Origin of the sequence: Xanthomonas boreopolis (assembly GCF_046529185.1) — a bacterium.
In the GTDB taxonomy this organism is placed as follows: domain Bacteria; phylum Pseudomonadota; class Gammaproteobacteria; order Xanthomonadales; family Xanthomonadaceae; genus Pseudomonas_S; species Pseudomonas_S boreopolis.
Genome location: NZ_CP097162.1, coordinates 855,732 through 869,272 on the forward strand (window position 1 = coordinate 855,732; position 13,541 = coordinate 869,272).

General features: G+C 66.5%; 13 protein-coding genes. 6 read left to right on the top strand and 7 right to left on the bottom strand.

The features are described 5' to 3' along the window. Positions 1-13: 13 nt before the first annotated feature. The 4 genes from M3M27_RS03895 to M3M27_RS03910 all read right to left on the bottom strand — a co-directional run bounded on the left by M3M27_RS03895 (position 14) and on the right by M3M27_RS03910 (position 3,632). Complete coding sequence (locus M3M27_RS03895; protein ID WP_434027216.1) at positions 14-970, bottom strand: glycosyltransferase; 957 nt, start codon at positions 968-970, stop codon at positions 14-16. Further along, a complete protein-coding gene (locus M3M27_RS03900; RefSeq protein WP_434027217.1) occupies positions 960-1,649 on the bottom strand; it encodes an NAD-dependent epimerase/dehydratase family protein in 690 nt (229 codons plus the stop codon). Before M3M27_RS03900 ends, M3M27_RS03895 begins: the two co-directional genes overlap by 11 nt. A gap of 207 nt (positions 1,650-1,856) precedes the next feature. Then, a complete protein-coding gene (locus M3M27_RS03905; RefSeq protein ID WP_434027218.1) occupies positions 1,857-2,801 on the bottom strand; it encodes an electron transfer flavoprotein subunit alpha/FixB family protein in 945 nt (314 codons plus the stop codon). A gap of 84 nt (positions 2,802-2,885) precedes the next feature. Then, positions 2,886-3,632 carry an electron transfer flavoprotein subunit beta/FixA family protein gene (locus M3M27_RS03910; protein WP_434027219.1) on the bottom strand — a complete coding sequence of 249 codons (747 nt, stop codon included), beginning with the start codon at positions 3,630-3,632 and terminating at the stop codon, positions 2,886-2,888. 216 nt (positions 3,633-3,848) lie between these two features. On the opposite strand from M3M27_RS03910, the gene rfbB reads away from it, so the two are divergent. From rfbB to rfbD, 4 genes are read left to right on the top strand one after another with little or no spacing between them, the layout of a single operon-like run. After that, a complete protein-coding gene (gene rfbB / locus M3M27_RS03915) occupies positions 3,849-4,904 on the top strand; it encodes a dTDP-glucose 4,6-dehydratase (protein WP_434027220.1) in 1,056 nt (351 codons plus the stop codon). A gap of 59 nt (positions 4,905-4,963) precedes the next feature. Then, positions 4,964-5,851, top strand: coding sequence for a glucose-1-phosphate thymidylyltransferase RfbA (gene rfbA / locus M3M27_RS03920; protein WP_434027221.1), 888 nt, complete (start codon positions 4,964-4,966; stop codon positions 5,849-5,851). Further along, complete coding sequence (rfbC, locus tag M3M27_RS03925) at positions 5,848-6,420, top strand: dTDP-4-dehydrorhamnose 3,5-epimerase (RefSeq protein ID WP_434027222.1); 573 nt, start codon at positions 5,848-5,850, stop codon at positions 6,418-6,420. The genes rfbA and rfbC overlap by 4 nt, the downstream gene beginning before the upstream one ends. Then, the gene (gene rfbD, locus M3M27_RS03930; RefSeq protein ID WP_434027223.1) at positions 6,417-7,313 is read left to right on the top strand and encodes a dTDP-4-dehydrorhamnose reductase; all 897 of its coding nucleotides are present in this window, start codon (positions 6,417-6,419) and stop codon (positions 7,311-7,313) included. The genes rfbC and rfbD overlap by 4 nt, the downstream gene beginning before the upstream one ends. Positions 7,314-7,536: 223 nt before the next feature. On the opposite strand, the gene M3M27_RS03935 is transcribed toward rfbD, so the two are convergent. Together M3M27_RS03935 and M3M27_RS03940 are read right to left on the bottom strand one after the other, a co-directional pair. After that, positions 7,537-8,940, bottom strand: a complete 1,404-nt coding sequence (locus M3M27_RS03935; RefSeq protein ID WP_434027224.1) for a mannose-1-phosphate guanylyltransferase/mannose-6-phosphate isomerase — start codon at positions 8,938-8,940, stop codon at positions 7,537-7,539. 16 nt (positions 8,941-8,956) lie between these two features. Next, positions 8,957-10,303 carry a phosphomannomutase gene (locus M3M27_RS03940; protein ID WP_434027225.1) on the bottom strand — a complete coding sequence of 449 codons (1,347 nt, stop codon included), beginning with the start codon at positions 10,301-10,303 and terminating at the stop codon, positions 8,957-8,959. Positions 10,304-10,445: 142 nt separating this feature from the next. On the opposite strand from M3M27_RS03940, the gene M3M27_RS03945 reads away from it, so the two are divergent. Then, complete coding sequence (locus M3M27_RS03945) at positions 10,446-11,180, top strand: CoA transferase subunit A (protein ID WP_140726975.1); 735 nt, start codon at positions 10,446-10,448, stop codon at positions 11,178-11,180. After that, on the top strand, positions 11,180-11,806 hold the full coding sequence (locus M3M27_RS03950) for a CoA transferase subunit B (RefSeq protein ID WP_434027227.1): 627 nt from the start codon (positions 11,180-11,182) through the stop codon (positions 11,804-11,806). Before M3M27_RS03945 ends, M3M27_RS03950 begins: the two co-directional genes overlap by 1 nt. 75 nt (positions 11,807-11,881) lie before the next feature. Here M3M27_RS03950 and M3M27_RS03955 read toward each other — a convergent pair whose 3' ends face one another. Next, positions 11,882-13,531, bottom strand: a complete 1,650-nt coding sequence (locus M3M27_RS03955; RefSeq protein ID WP_434027228.1) for an electron transfer flavoprotein-ubiquinone oxidoreductase — start codon at positions 13,529-13,531, stop codon at positions 11,882-11,884. Positions 13,532-13,541: the final 10 nt, after the last annotated feature.

Below are 13,541 nucleotides of genomic sequence, written 5' to 3' on the forward strand. Positions count from 1 at the left end.
GCCGTGCAGTGGATCAGCCGCGATCGACCTGGCCCTGGTCGTCCAAGTTGGCGGTCCTTCCGATGACGTACTGGGGACGATTGTTGATGTTCAACAGGATGCGGCCCGTGTACTCGCCGATCGCTCCCAGTGCCAGCAATTGCAGCCCTCCCATGAACAGGATGGTGATGATTAGCGATGGCCACCCGACCGCCATCTGGGGCGTATGCAGCTTCTGCCAGAACACGACCACCGCAAGCAGGAAAGCGACAAGAGAAGCAGCCATGCCCGCCAATGAAACAAATCGCAGCGGGACGATGGAAAAGCTGGTGGCCATCTGCAACCACAGCGAGATCGATTTCTTCAGGCTATAGCCGGACTTGCCATCGCTGCGGGCATGGTGTTGCGCCTGAATGGTGACGATGTTGTCGGTGCTCTGGAGCAGCAATCCGTCCAGATAGACAAAGGGACCGTTGTAGCGGCTGGCCTCGTCCCGGATTTCGGCGCGGAAACCCCGGAATGGAGAGAGATACAGGCCGCGAGGCTTTTTCAACAGGCGGCTGGCGACAAGATCGTTGAAAGCGCTGCCGGCACGCTTCCAGAGGGCATGCTGACGCGACTCGAATTGCACGTAGCACAGGTCGGCACTCCGAAGCGCACTCAGGATGCGCGGGATGTCGTCCGGGTCGTGCTGCAAGTCGTCGTCCATGGTGACGATGAAGCGCCCGCGCGCCACGCTCAATCCTGCCATGATGGCGTTGTGTTGGCCGGCGTTCCTGCGCAAGTCCAATCCGCGCAGCCAGGAGCGGGTAGCGGCCAGATCGGAAATCACTTGCCAGGAATTGTCCGGGCCGTGGTCGTGCACCAGTACGACCTCGTAACCGCCTTGGCCGACCGAGCTGTCCAAGGCGGATTCGAGGCGCGCAGCGAGCCTGGGAAGGATGGTGGCACTGCCATAGACCGGGATGACGACTGAAACCTCAAGAGTCATGGGAGGCTCCGTAATATTTTTCGATCAATGATCGGGGGTAGTCGGGGCCGAGGTCGAGCTCGAGCCGATGAGCGATGGAAAGGGCTTCCCTCGCGTCGATCTGCATGGCATCCCCGCGGTCCTCCAGATCGAAGAGCGCTTTTTTTCCCAGCACCTGCTCGAACAGCGCAATGATCTCGGGCATCGTCAAAGTGTGCGGCGACGCGATGGGAATAGCTTGCGACGTCGGGCTATTGATCAATTCCGTGGCGATGGCGACGACGTCGTCGATGTCGATCAGGTTGCGCTGTGCATTCCGCCATACCGTGAATCGTTCGCCCGCGAGAATGCGATCGCGGAGAAAGTTGGTAAGCGTATGCGGGTTCGCCGTTCGGCCGACGACCTGGGGCAAGCGCAGGACGAGTCCGCCGCTGCTTCCCATGACCAACTGCTCCATCTGGCGCTTATGCTCGAAGTACGGACTGGTTTGCGCCGAATTGGCGACATTGCAGCTTCCGAAGTACACCAGGCGGGGGCGGCGCTGCGAGATGGCCTCCTGCAGCAACTGCCTTTCGCGCATGAATGCGGCGGGATCGCGCTCCTGGGAGTTCGAAACGCCGGAGGCAAACAGCAGTACGTCCCGTTCGTTGCCGAATCGAGGCGCGAATGCACGTGCAATCAGCCCGGAACCAATAATCATGCAAGCAGAAATGATCCAATAGCTGCCTGGACGGCCGTCCTGGCAAGTTCCAAACCTGAGAAGAACGCGCGCTGCATCCCCGTCCCGGGCGTCCCCCCGGTCGGCAGAGGCTACAGGAGTCCGCTCGCACTGGCAAAAGCAGTGCGCCCCCAGTGTGCGCGGAATCGCCGCGCCCCGGACCGATGCCAAGGCGCGGCCCGCCTGCCCTTACAGTGCCGCTTCCAGCTCCGGCAGCAGCTTGAACAGGTCCCCTACCAACCCGATATCCGCGATCTCGAAGATCGGCGCATCGGCGTCCTTGTTGATCGCCACGATCGTGCCGGCGTCCTTGATGCCGGTCAGGTGCTGGATCGCACCGCTGATGCCGATCGCGACGTACAGTTCGGGCGCGATGATCTTGCCGGTCTGGCCTACCTGCAGTTCGTTCGGGACGTAGCCGGCGTCCACCGCCGCGCGCGAGGCGCCGACCGCGGCACCGAGCTTGTCGGCGAGCTGGTAGATGATCTGGAAGTTCTCGGCCGAGCCGACGCCGCGGCCGCCGGAGACGACGCGCTTGGCGCTCTGCAGGTCCGGGCGGTCGGACTTGCCGGCGGCCAGGCCGACGAAGCGGGTGTGGCCGGGCAGGGCGGCGGAGACGTTCGCCGTTTCGACCGGCGCGTTGCCGCCCTGGGCGGCTTCCGGCCATGACGCGGTACGCACGGTGGCCACGACGACCTGGTCGGCCGGTGCCTCCACGGTGATGATGGCATTGCCTGCGTAGATCGGGCGCTTGAAGGTGTGGCTGCCCTCGACGGCCATCAGGTCGGAGACCTGGTTGACGCCGAGCAGGGCAGCCACCGCCGGCATCAAGTCCTTGCCGAAGGTCGTGGACGGGCCGAACACGTGGCTATAGCCACCGGCCCTGGCGATCTCGACGATCTGCGGCGCCAGCGTTTGCGCGATCGCATGCTCGTTGGCGGGGTTGGCGATGGCCAGCACCTTCGACACGCCGGCGATCCCGGCGGCCTGGGCGGCGATTGCATTCGGGTCGGCGGCCAGCACGACGATGTCGACGGCTGCGCCATCGATCGCCTGCGCGGCGCTGACGGTCTTGGCCGTTGCGCCATTGAGCTGGCCATGGAGGTGTTCGGCGACTACCAGGATCTTAGACATCGGAACGTCCTTAAAATGTAGGGCACAAGGGCTTCGGCATTGGAAAGTCCGGCCACGGATGGCCGGGCTCTTGATCGGGGACGATCACAAGAGCCCCTTCTGCTTGAGTGCGGCCACCAGCTCGGCAGCGTCCTTGACCATCACGCCGCGGCTGCGCTTGGCCGGGGCGGCGTAGTGCGTGGTCTTCAGGCTGTCGTTGGTCTCCACGCCGAGGTCGGCGAAGGCGATCGTTTCCAGCGGCTTGCTCTTGGCCTTCATGATGTCCGGCAGCTTGATGAAGCGCGGCTCGTTCAGGCGCAGGTCGGTGGTGACCACGGCCGGCAGGTCCACTTCCAGCGTTTCCAGGCCGGCGTCCACCTCGCGGGTCACGGTGGCCTTGTCGCCGGCGATCTCGAGCTTGCTGGCGAAGGTCGCCTGCGGGCGGCCCCACAGCGTGGCCAGCATCTGGCCGGTCTGGTTGGCGTCGTCGTCGATCGCCTGCTTGCCCAGGATGACCAACTGCGGCTGCTCCTTCTCGACCAGCTTGAGCAAGGTCCTGGCGGCGGTCAGCGGCTGGATCGGGGCGTCGGCGACCACGTGGATGGCGCGGTTCGCGCCCATCGCCAGGCCATTGCGCAGGTGCGCGGCGGCGTCGGCCGGGGCGATCGTGGCGACCACGACCTCGCTGGCCAGGCCCTTGTCGCGCAGGCGCAGGGCCTCTTCGAGCGCGATTTCGTCGAACGGATTGGCCGACAACTTGACGCCGTCCGTGACCACGCCGGAACCGTCCGGCTTCACCTGGATGCGGACGTTGTAGTCCACCACGCGCTTGTAGGCGACGAGGATTTTCATCTTGTACGAGATCCTTCAGCTGTTGCGGGAAGGCCCGGCCGCGGCGGCTGGCGCGGGGCAGTCCCGCATTCTAGCGGGGGAAGGCTTACCATGCGATGGCGTATGGATTGATTGGGGGTCGTTCCGGCTTCATTGGTCCTTTGCTCGATGTAGCCGGCTAAACTGAGTGTTTGGACCGAGGCCTGCCCCTGCAGGCGACAAGACAGGAGATGTGCGTTGGCAACTTGGCTCGTGACCGGCGGTGCCGGTTTCATCGGCGGTAATTTCGTCCTCCAGGCCGTGGCGCTGGGGCACCGGGTGGTCAACCTGGATGCGCTGACCTATGCCGGTAACCTGAATACGCTGGCATCGCTCGAAGGGAATCCCGACCACGTCTTCGTCCAGGGCGACATCGGCGACCGTGCCCTGGTGGCACGCCTGCTGGCCGAGCACCGGCCGGATGCGGTGCTGAACTTCGCCGCGGAGAGCCACGTGGACCGCTCGATCGATGGCCCGGCCGCCTTCGTGCAGACCAACGTGGTCGGTACGCTGGGCCTGCTGGAGTCGGTGCGCGATTACTGGAAGGGATTGCAGGGCGAGGCGAGGGAGGCGTTCCGCTTCCTCCACGTCTCCACCGACGAGGTCTACGGCACGCTGGGCGAGACCGGCAAGTTCACCGAGACCACGCCGTATGCGCCGAACTCGCCGTATTCGGCTTCCAAGGCGGCTTCCGACCACCTGGTGCGGGCGTTCCACCACACCTACGGCCTGCCGACGCTGACCACCAATTGCTCCAACAACTACGGTCCCTACCATTTCCCGGAAAAGCTGATCCCGCTGGTGATCGCCAAGGCGCTGGCCGGCGAACCGCTGCCGGTCTACGGCGACGGCAAGCAGGTGCGCGACTGGCTGTTCGTCGCCGATCACTGCGAGGCGATCCGCACGGTGCTGGCCAAGGGGCGGGTGGGCGAGACCTACAACGTCGGCGGCAACTCCGAGCGCCAGAACATCGAGGTCGTGCAGGCGATCTGCGCGCTGCTGGACGAGCGTCGCCCGCGCGCCGACGGACGGCCGCGCGCCAGCCAGATCACCTTCGTCGCCGATCGCCCCGGCCACGACCGGCGCTACGCGATCGATGCCTCCAAGCTGAAGAACGAACTGGGCTGGGAGCCGAAGCACACCTTCGAACAAGGCATCGCCTTCACCGTGGACTGGTACCTGGACAACCAGGACTGGGTGAAGGGGGTCCTCGACGGCAGCTACCGGCTGGAACGCATCGGCACCGCGGCCTAAATGCGAGTCCCTCGCAAGAGCCCGCACATCCATGTGCGGGTTCCAAAAGGAAAACAACGATGACACAACGTAGAGGCATCATCCTCGCCGGCGGCTCCGGCACGCGCCTGTACCCGATCACCAAGGGCGTCAGCAAGCAACTGCTGCCGGTCTACGACAAGCCGATGATCTACTACCCGCTCAGCGTGTTGATGCTCGCCGGCATCCGGGAAGTGCTGATCATCAATACGCCGCACGAGCAGGCGTTGTTCCGGAACCTGCTGGGCGACGGCTCGCAATGGGGCATGGACATCCGCTATGCGGTGCAGCCGAGCCCGGACGGCCTGGCGCAGGCGTACCTGATCGGGCGCGAGTTCGTGGACGGCAAGCCCAGCTGCCTGGTGCTGGGCGACAACATCTTCCACGGACATGGCCTGACCGAGACGCTCAAGCGCGCCGATGCGCGCCAGCACGGCGCGACCGTATTCGGCTACTGGGTCAACGACCCCGAGCGCTATGGCGTGGCCGAGTTCGACGCCAACGGCAAGGTGATCGGGTTGGAGGAGAAGCCGGCGCAGCCGCGTTCGCACTACGCCGTGACCGGACTGTACTTCTACGACGGCCGCGCCGCGGATTACGCCGCCGAACTCAAGCCGTCGCCGCGCGGCGAGCTGGAGATCACCGACCTCAATCGACGTTACCTGGAAGACGGCTCGCTGCACCTGGAGGCGCTCGGGCGCGGCTATGCATGGCTCGACACCGGCACCCACCAGTCGATGCACGAGGCGGCCAACTTCATCGAGACGATCCAGGCGCGCCAGGGCCTGCAGGTGTGCTGCCCCGAGGAGATCGCCTTCGCCCAGGGCTGGATCGATGCGGCCCAGCTCGAGGCGCTGGCCGCGCCGTTGTTGAAGAACGGCTACGGCAAATACCTGCACGAGCTGGCCAAGCGAGGAGTGGTCCATTGAAGATCATCGAAACGTCCCTGCCGGGCTGCGTGGTGATCGAGCCGGCGGTGTTCGGCGACGAACGCGGCGTGTTCTTCGAGACCTGGAATGCGGAACGCTTCGGCCAGCACGGCCTGCCGACCCGGTTCGTGCAGAGCAACGTCTCCACGTCCGTGCGCGGCGTGCTGCGCGGCCTGCACTACCAGTGGCCGCGTCCGCAGGGCAAGCTGGTCTCCGTGCTCGAGGGGGAGGTCTTTGACGTGGCGGTGGATATCCGTCGCGGGTCGCCTACGTTCGGACGCTGGGAAGCGGTGGTGCTGAGCGCGGAGAACCGGCGCCAGTTCTGGATTCCGGAAGGTTTCGCGCACGGGTTTGCGGTGCTTTCCGAGCGCGCGGTGTTCAGCTACCTGTGCACCGACGTCTACGTGAAGGAGGCCGATGCCGGCGTGCGCTGGAACGACGCGGGCATCGCGGTGGACTGGCCGGTCTCCGACCCGGTGCTGTCGGCGAAGGATGCCAACGCGCCGTTCCTGGAGCAGATCGCCGAAGACCGGCTGCCGGTGTACGCGCCACAGAAGGAGACCCGATGAGAGTGCTGGTGTTCGGCGGCAATGGCCAGGTCGGCCAGGAGTTGCTGCGCGCTTTGGCCGGCCATGAAGTCGTGGCGACCACGCGCAGCGGTATCCTTCCGGACGGCACCGCCTGCGTGCGTGCGGACTTCGACCAGCCGGAGTCCTTGGCGGCCGTGCTCGATGGTCATCGTCCGGACCGGGTCGTCAACGCTGCCGCCTACACGGCCGTGGACAAGGCCGAGGGCGACCGCGAGGCTGCGTTCCGCGCCAATGCGGAAGCCCCCGGGGTCATCGCCCGCTGGTGCGCCGCTCGCGGTGTGCCGCTGGTGCACTACTCCACGGACTACGTGTTCGACGGCCAGGGCAAGCGCCCTTACTTGCCGGGCGATGCGACCGCGCCCTTGGGCGTGTACGGCGAGAGCAAGCTGGCGGGCGAGCAGGCGATCCGCGCGGCGGGCGCCGACCATATGATCTTCCGTACCGCCTGGGTCTATGCCTCGCACGGCCACAACTTCCTGCGCACGATGCTGCGGGTCGGGGCCGAGCGCGACGAGCTGCGCGTGGTGGCCGACCAGGTCGGCACGCCGACCCCGGCGGCGTTGATCGCCGACGTCACGGTCCAGGCGCTGCGACAGCCGCGAGGGGCTTGGGGAACCTACCATCTCACCGCGACCGGGCAGACCAGCTGGCATGGGTTCGCCGAGGCCATCTTCGACCAGGCCCGGGCCCGCGGATTGATCGCACGCGCACCGAAGGTCGCGGCAATCGCCACGGCGGAATACCCGACCCCGGCACGCCGTCCGGCCTATTCCTGCCTGGATACGACGTCGTTGGTGGAGACGTTCGGCGTCGTGTTGCCGGACTGGCGTGACGGGGTGGCGCGAGTGCTCGGAGAGCTGCAGGCCGCGTGAGACCCGGCACGGGACAGGCCTCGTGCCCATGGAGTCGTCTGCCGCCGGTGCAGCCGGCGGTCTTCAGCGAGGGGACTTCTTGCGGGGGCTTGGGCCCGGCGCTTGCGGCAGGCCCCCTCGGGACTGGAATCCCTGCCATGCACGGCGCTCCGGCGCGAATGCCGTCCAATGAAAACGGCGACCATGCGGTCGCCGTTTTCGTGGACGCCTGGCCGGAACGGGCTCAGGCTCGGCCGTAGGTATCCTCGAAACGCACGATGTCGTCCTCGCCGAGATAGCTGCCGGACTGCACCTCGATCAGCTCCAGCGGCAGCTTGCCGGGATTGCGCAGGCGATGGGTCACGCCCAGCGGGATGTAGGTGCTCTGGTTCTCGGTCAGCAGCAGGACTTCGTCGCCGCGGGTGACTTCGGCGGTGCCGCTGACCACGATCCAGTGCTCGGCGCGGTGATGGTGCATCTGCAGGCTCAGCGTCGCGCCCGGCTTGACGGTGATGCGCTTGACCTGGAACCGCTGCCCCATGTCGATCGAATCGTAGGCGCCCCAGGGGCGGTAGACCTTGCGGTGCCACGTCGCCTCGGAGCGGCCATCCTGCTTGATCTTCGCGACGACCGACTTGACTTCCTGGATGCGCTCGCCGCGCCCCACCAGCACCGCGTCGTCGGTCTCCACCACCACGACGTCGTCGAGCCCGACCATCGCGATCAGGCGATTGCCGTAGGCGTAGGTGTTGCGGCAGTCGACGGCGATGACGTCGCCATGATGGGCGTTGCCGTTCTCGTCCTGGGCGGAAACCTCGCGCAGCGCGGACCAGGAACCGACGTCGCTCCAGCCGGCGTCGAGCGGCACCACCACGGCCGCATCGGTCTTCTCCATCACGGCGTAGTCGATCGAGTCCGACGGCGTGGCGGCAAAGGCATCCTTGTCGACGCGGATGAAGTCGGTGTCGCGCCTGGCGAGTTCCCACGCCTTGCGGCTGCCTTCCAGGATCGCCGGGTTGAACTTGGCCAGTTCTTCCAGGTAGCGCGAGGCCTTGAACAGGAACATGCCGCTGTTCCAGTAATACTCGCCGGAAGCGACGTAGCCCTTGGCGGTCTCCAGGTCGGGTTTCTCGACGAAGCGTTCGACCGGGCGCGCGGACGTGCCGGCGGCTGCCTTGATGTAGCCATAGCCGACCTCCGGGCCCGTGGGCACGATGCCGAAGGTCACCAGCTTGCCCGCCTCCGCCGCGGCAGACGCCTCGCGCACCGCCTCGCGGAAGGCGGCTTCGTTGGCGATGACATGGTCGGACGGCAGCACCAGCAGCAGTGCGTCCTGGTCGTTGCGGGTGGCTTCGAGGGCCGCCAGTGCGATGGCGGGTGCCGTGTTGCGGCCCGCCGGCTCGAGCAGGATCGCTTGCGGACGGGCGCCGACTTGCTGCAGTTGCTCGGCAGCGACGAAACGGTGTTCCTCGTTGGCGACCACGATCGGGGCGCGGCCGGCGATCGGTGCCACGCGCTTCCACGTGGACTGCAGCATCGTAGTGTCGTCGACGAGGGGAAGGAACTGCTTGGGATAGGCCTCGCGCGAAAGCGGCCACAGGCGCGTGCCGGAACCGCCGGAGAGAATGACGGGCTGGATGTCGTTCATGGGGGGGCGTCCTTGGTCAGGCGTTGATGAGGGCGGAGATTTCCTGCGTACGCGCCTGCATCAACGCCGCGTCGCCACGCGATTCGACATTGAGCCGGAGCAGCGGTTCGGTGTTGGAGCTGCGGAGGTTGAAGCGCCAGTCGCCGAAGTCGGCGCTGACGCCATCCGTATAGTCCAGCGAAGGCGATTGGCCGGCAAAGTGCTCCATCACCCGCGCCACGGAGGCCTTGGCATCGGCGACCTTGAAGTTGATCTCGCCGCTGCAGGGGAATTTCCGCATGCGGTCCTCGACCAGGTCGGCGAGCGTGCGACCGCTGCGCGAAACCAGTTCGGCGATGAGCAGCCAGGGGATCATTCCCGAGTCGGCATAGGCGAACTCGCGGAAGTAATGGTGCGCGCTCATTTCGCCGCCGTACACCGCATTCTCGGAGCGCATCTTTTCCTTGATGAAGGCATGCCCGCTCTTGCACAGCACCGGGACGCCGCCTGCGGCCTCCACCATTTCCACCGTGTTCCAGGTCAGGCGCGGATCGTGCACCACCTTGCCGCCCGGATTCTTGGCGAGGATGGCCTGCGCCAGCAGGCCGACCAGGTAATAGCCCTCGATGAACCGGCCGGTGTGGTCGAAGAAGAAGCAACGGTCGAAGTCGCCGTCCCAGGCGATGCCGAAGTCGGCGCCATGCTCCTTCACCGCCTGAGCGGTGGCGTCGCGGTTTTCCGGCAGCAGCGGGTTGGGGATGCCGTTGGGGAAATGGCCGTCCGGTTCGTGGAAGACGCGCACGAACTCGAACGGCAGGTGCGGCGCGAGCAGGTCCACGATCAGGCCGGCGCCGCCGTTGCCTGCGTTGACCACCAACTTGAGCGGCTTGAGCTGGCGCGTATCCACGTAGCTGAGCAGGTGCTCGATGTAGGCCGATTTGTCCGGCCGGCTGTGCTGGGGCGCGGTGGGTTCGGTGGCGGCTGCGGTATCGGCGGCGACCACGTCGCGGATCGCGAACAGCCCGGTGTCGGAGCTGATCGGCCGGGCCTGTTCGCGCACCAGCTTCATGCCGTTGTAGTCCATCGGGTTGTGGCTGGCGGTGACCATCACGCCGCCGGCCGCGCCCAGATGGTCGGTCTGGAAATAGACCTCCTCGGTGCCGCACAGGCCGATATCGATGACTTCGCGCCCGGCCGAGCGCAGGCCGGCCGACAGGGCATCCTGCAGGGCGGGACTGGCCAGCCGCACGTCGTGGCCGAGCACCACCGGTCCCTCGTTCAGCTGTGCCGCCAACGCCACGCCGATCCGGCGGGCCAAGTCCTCGTTCAATTCGTCTGGTACGCGACCGCGGATATCGTAGGCCTTGAAGGCGGGCAGGGTCATGGGCATGTTCCGTTCGGGGGAAAGCCGAGTTTAGCCGCTTGGTGCAGGCCTGGCACCGTTGGTGCCGGGGTCGGAGGCTCGGTGACAGGCCCCAGTCAGCCACTACAATGCACTGCATCACATCAACGTGGCGAGGGCGTGGATGAGCAGTACGGAAGTTGTGGCGGGACGAGGCAAGCGCTGGCCCGACGCGGCCCGGGCGCTGGCCGATATCGTGGCCGACGGGCAGACGCTGGCGGTCGGGGGATTCGGCCTGTGCGGGATCCCCGAGGCGCTGATCGCGGCATTGCGCGATTCCGGCGTGAAGAACCTGACGGTCATTTCCAACAATGCCGGCGTGGACGGTTTCGGGCTGGGGCTGCTGCTGGCCACGCGCCAGATCCGCAAGATGATTTCCTCCTACGTGGGCGAGAACAAGGAATTCGAACGGCAATACCTGGCGGGAGAGCTCGAACTGGAGTTCAACCCGCAAGGCACGCTGGCCGAGCGCCTGCGTGCGGGGGGAGCCGGTATCCCGGCGTTCTATACGGCCACCGGCTACGGCACGGTCGTGGCCGAAGGCAAGGAAGTGCGTGAATTCGGTGGCAAGCACTATGTGATGGAAACCGCACTCCAGGCCGACATCGCATTGGTCAAGGCGTGGAAGGCGGATGCGGCCGGGAACCTGGTGTTCCGCAAGACCGCGCGCAACTTCAATCCCGCCTGCGCGATGGCGGGCAAGGTATGCGTGGCCGAGGTCGAGGAGTGGGTGGAGGTCGGCGCGATCGACCCCGACCAGGTCCACCTGCCGGGGATCTACGTCGACCGCATCGTGGTCAACGCCACGCCCGAGAAACGCATCGAGCAACGCACCGTCCGCAACAAGGAGGGCACCTGATGGCCTGGACCCGCGACCAGATGGCCGCACGCGCGGCCCGCGAGCTGGCGGACGGCATGTACGTCAACCTCGGCATCGGCCTGCCCACGCTCGTGGCCAACCATATCCCGGAAGGCGTGGACGTATGGCTGCAGTCCGAGAACGGCCTGCTCGGCATCGGCCCCTTCCCGGCCGAGGACGAGGTCGACGCCGACCTGATCAATGCCGGCAAGCAGACGGTGACGGCGCGGCCGGGAGCCAGTTACTTCGGCAGCCACGATTCGTTCGCGATGATCCGGGGCGGGCACATCGACCTGGCCATCCTCGGCGCGATGCAGGTCACCGACAAGGGCGACATCGCCAACTGGATGGTGCCCGGCAAGATGGTCAAGGGCATGGGCGGCGCGATGGACCTGGTGGCCGGCGTGAAGCGCGTGGTGGTGCTGATGGAGCACACCGCCAAGAACGGCGAGCACAAGATCCTGCCGGCCTGCACGCTGCCGTTGACCGGCGTCGGCGTGGTGAACCGGATCATCACCGACCTGGCGGTGCTGGACGTGACGGCAGATGGACTGAAGCTGGTCGAACTGGCGGACGGGGTGGACCTGGATGCGCTGCGTGCGGCAACCGGGGTGGCGATTTCATAGCGTGCCGGTCGTTCTCCGGGAATGCGAAAAAGCCATGCGGATGGCGCATGGCTTTTTCTGTTCGGAGCTGCAGCGTCAAAGGTTCTGGTAGTTCGGCCCCGAGCCGCCTTCCGGCGTCACCCAGTCGATGATCTGGTAGGGATCCTTGATGTCGCAGGTCTTGCAGTGCACGCAGTTGGCGGCATTGATCTGCAGGCGCTTGCCGGCCTGGGCGGCCGGGTCGTCGACGATCTCGTAGACGCCCGCCGGGCAGAAGCGGGTGCAGGGATTGTCGTACTCGGCGGCGCAGCGGGTCACGCAGATCGAGGTGTCGTGCACGCGCAGGTGCACGGGCTGGTCCTCGTCGTGTTCGGTGGCGGCGAAATAGACGGCCTGCAGGCGGTCGCGCGGCGCCAGGTCGCGCTGCACGTAGTCGCGCTTGGGGGCCTCGTGCTCGCCGATCCGGTCCAGCGAAGACCAGTCGGCGCTGTTCTTCAGGGTCCATGGCGAGGCGCCATTGACGACGGTTTCCCAGGCTGCGTTGAGCATGCCGAACCACAGGCCCTTCTTGAAGCCGGGCTTGATGTTGCGCACCCGCTTCAGTTCGGCCATCACCTCCGAGCCGCGCAGCTTCGCGTCGAAGCCTTCCGGCGCCAGCCGCGAGGCGACTAGGTGTTCGGCGGCCAGCATGCCGCTGCGGATCGCCTGGTGGGTGCCCTTGATCTTGGGTACGTTGAGCAGGCCGGCGGTGTCGCCGATCAGCAGGGCGCCGGGCATCTCGACCTTGGGCAGCGATTGCCAGCCGCCCGTGACGATCGCGCGCGCGCCCGCCGAGAGGATGTTGCCGCCTTCCAGCAGGGGCTTGATCAGCGGGTGGTGCTTCCACTGCTGGAAGGCCTCCCACGGCTTGTACTCGGGATCGTGGTAGTCCAGGCCGCTGACGTAGCCGAGCGCGATGCGGTTGTCGGTCAGGTGGTAGAGGAAGCTGCCGCCGTAGGTGCGGCTATCGGCCGGCCAGCCGAAGGTGTGCACGATCTTGCCGGGCGTGACGCGGCCTTCCGGCACCTGCCAGAGTTCCTTGATGCCGATCGAGTAGCCCTGCGGATCGCTGTCGGCGTCCAGGCCGAAGCGCTTGACCAGGCGCTTGGTGAGGTGGCCGCGCGCGCCTTCGGCGAGGACGGTGACCTTGGCGTGGATGTCGATGCCGGCGGTGAACCCGGGCTTGTGCGAACCGTCCTTGGCCACGCCCATGTCGCCGATGCGCACGCCGATCACCTTGCCGGACTCGTCGTGCAGGGTCTCCGCGGCGGCGAAGCCCGGATAGATCTCCACGCCCAGGGCTTCGGCCTGCGGCGCCAGCCAGGCGCATAGCGCGCCGAGGCTGACGATGAAGTTGCCGTGGTTGCGCATGCCCGGCGGTACCACCGGGAACTTGTGGCCGCCGTCCTTGTTCAGGAGCCAGAACTCGTCCTCCGCGGCCGGCACGCAGATCGGCGGCGGGTTGTCGCGCCAGCCGGGCAGCAGGGCGTCGAGCGGGCCCGGCTCGATCACCGCACCGGACAGGACCTGGGCGCCGATCGTGCTGGCCTTCTCGATCACGCAGACCGACAGTCCGGGATCGAGCTGCTTGAGCCGGATCGCGAACGCCAGGCCGGCCGGACCGCCGCCGACGGTGACGACGTCGTACTCCATCACGTCACGCTCAATGACCTCGGACGCGACTGCGCCGTCTCCCGCTACCGACATGTGTTCCGCT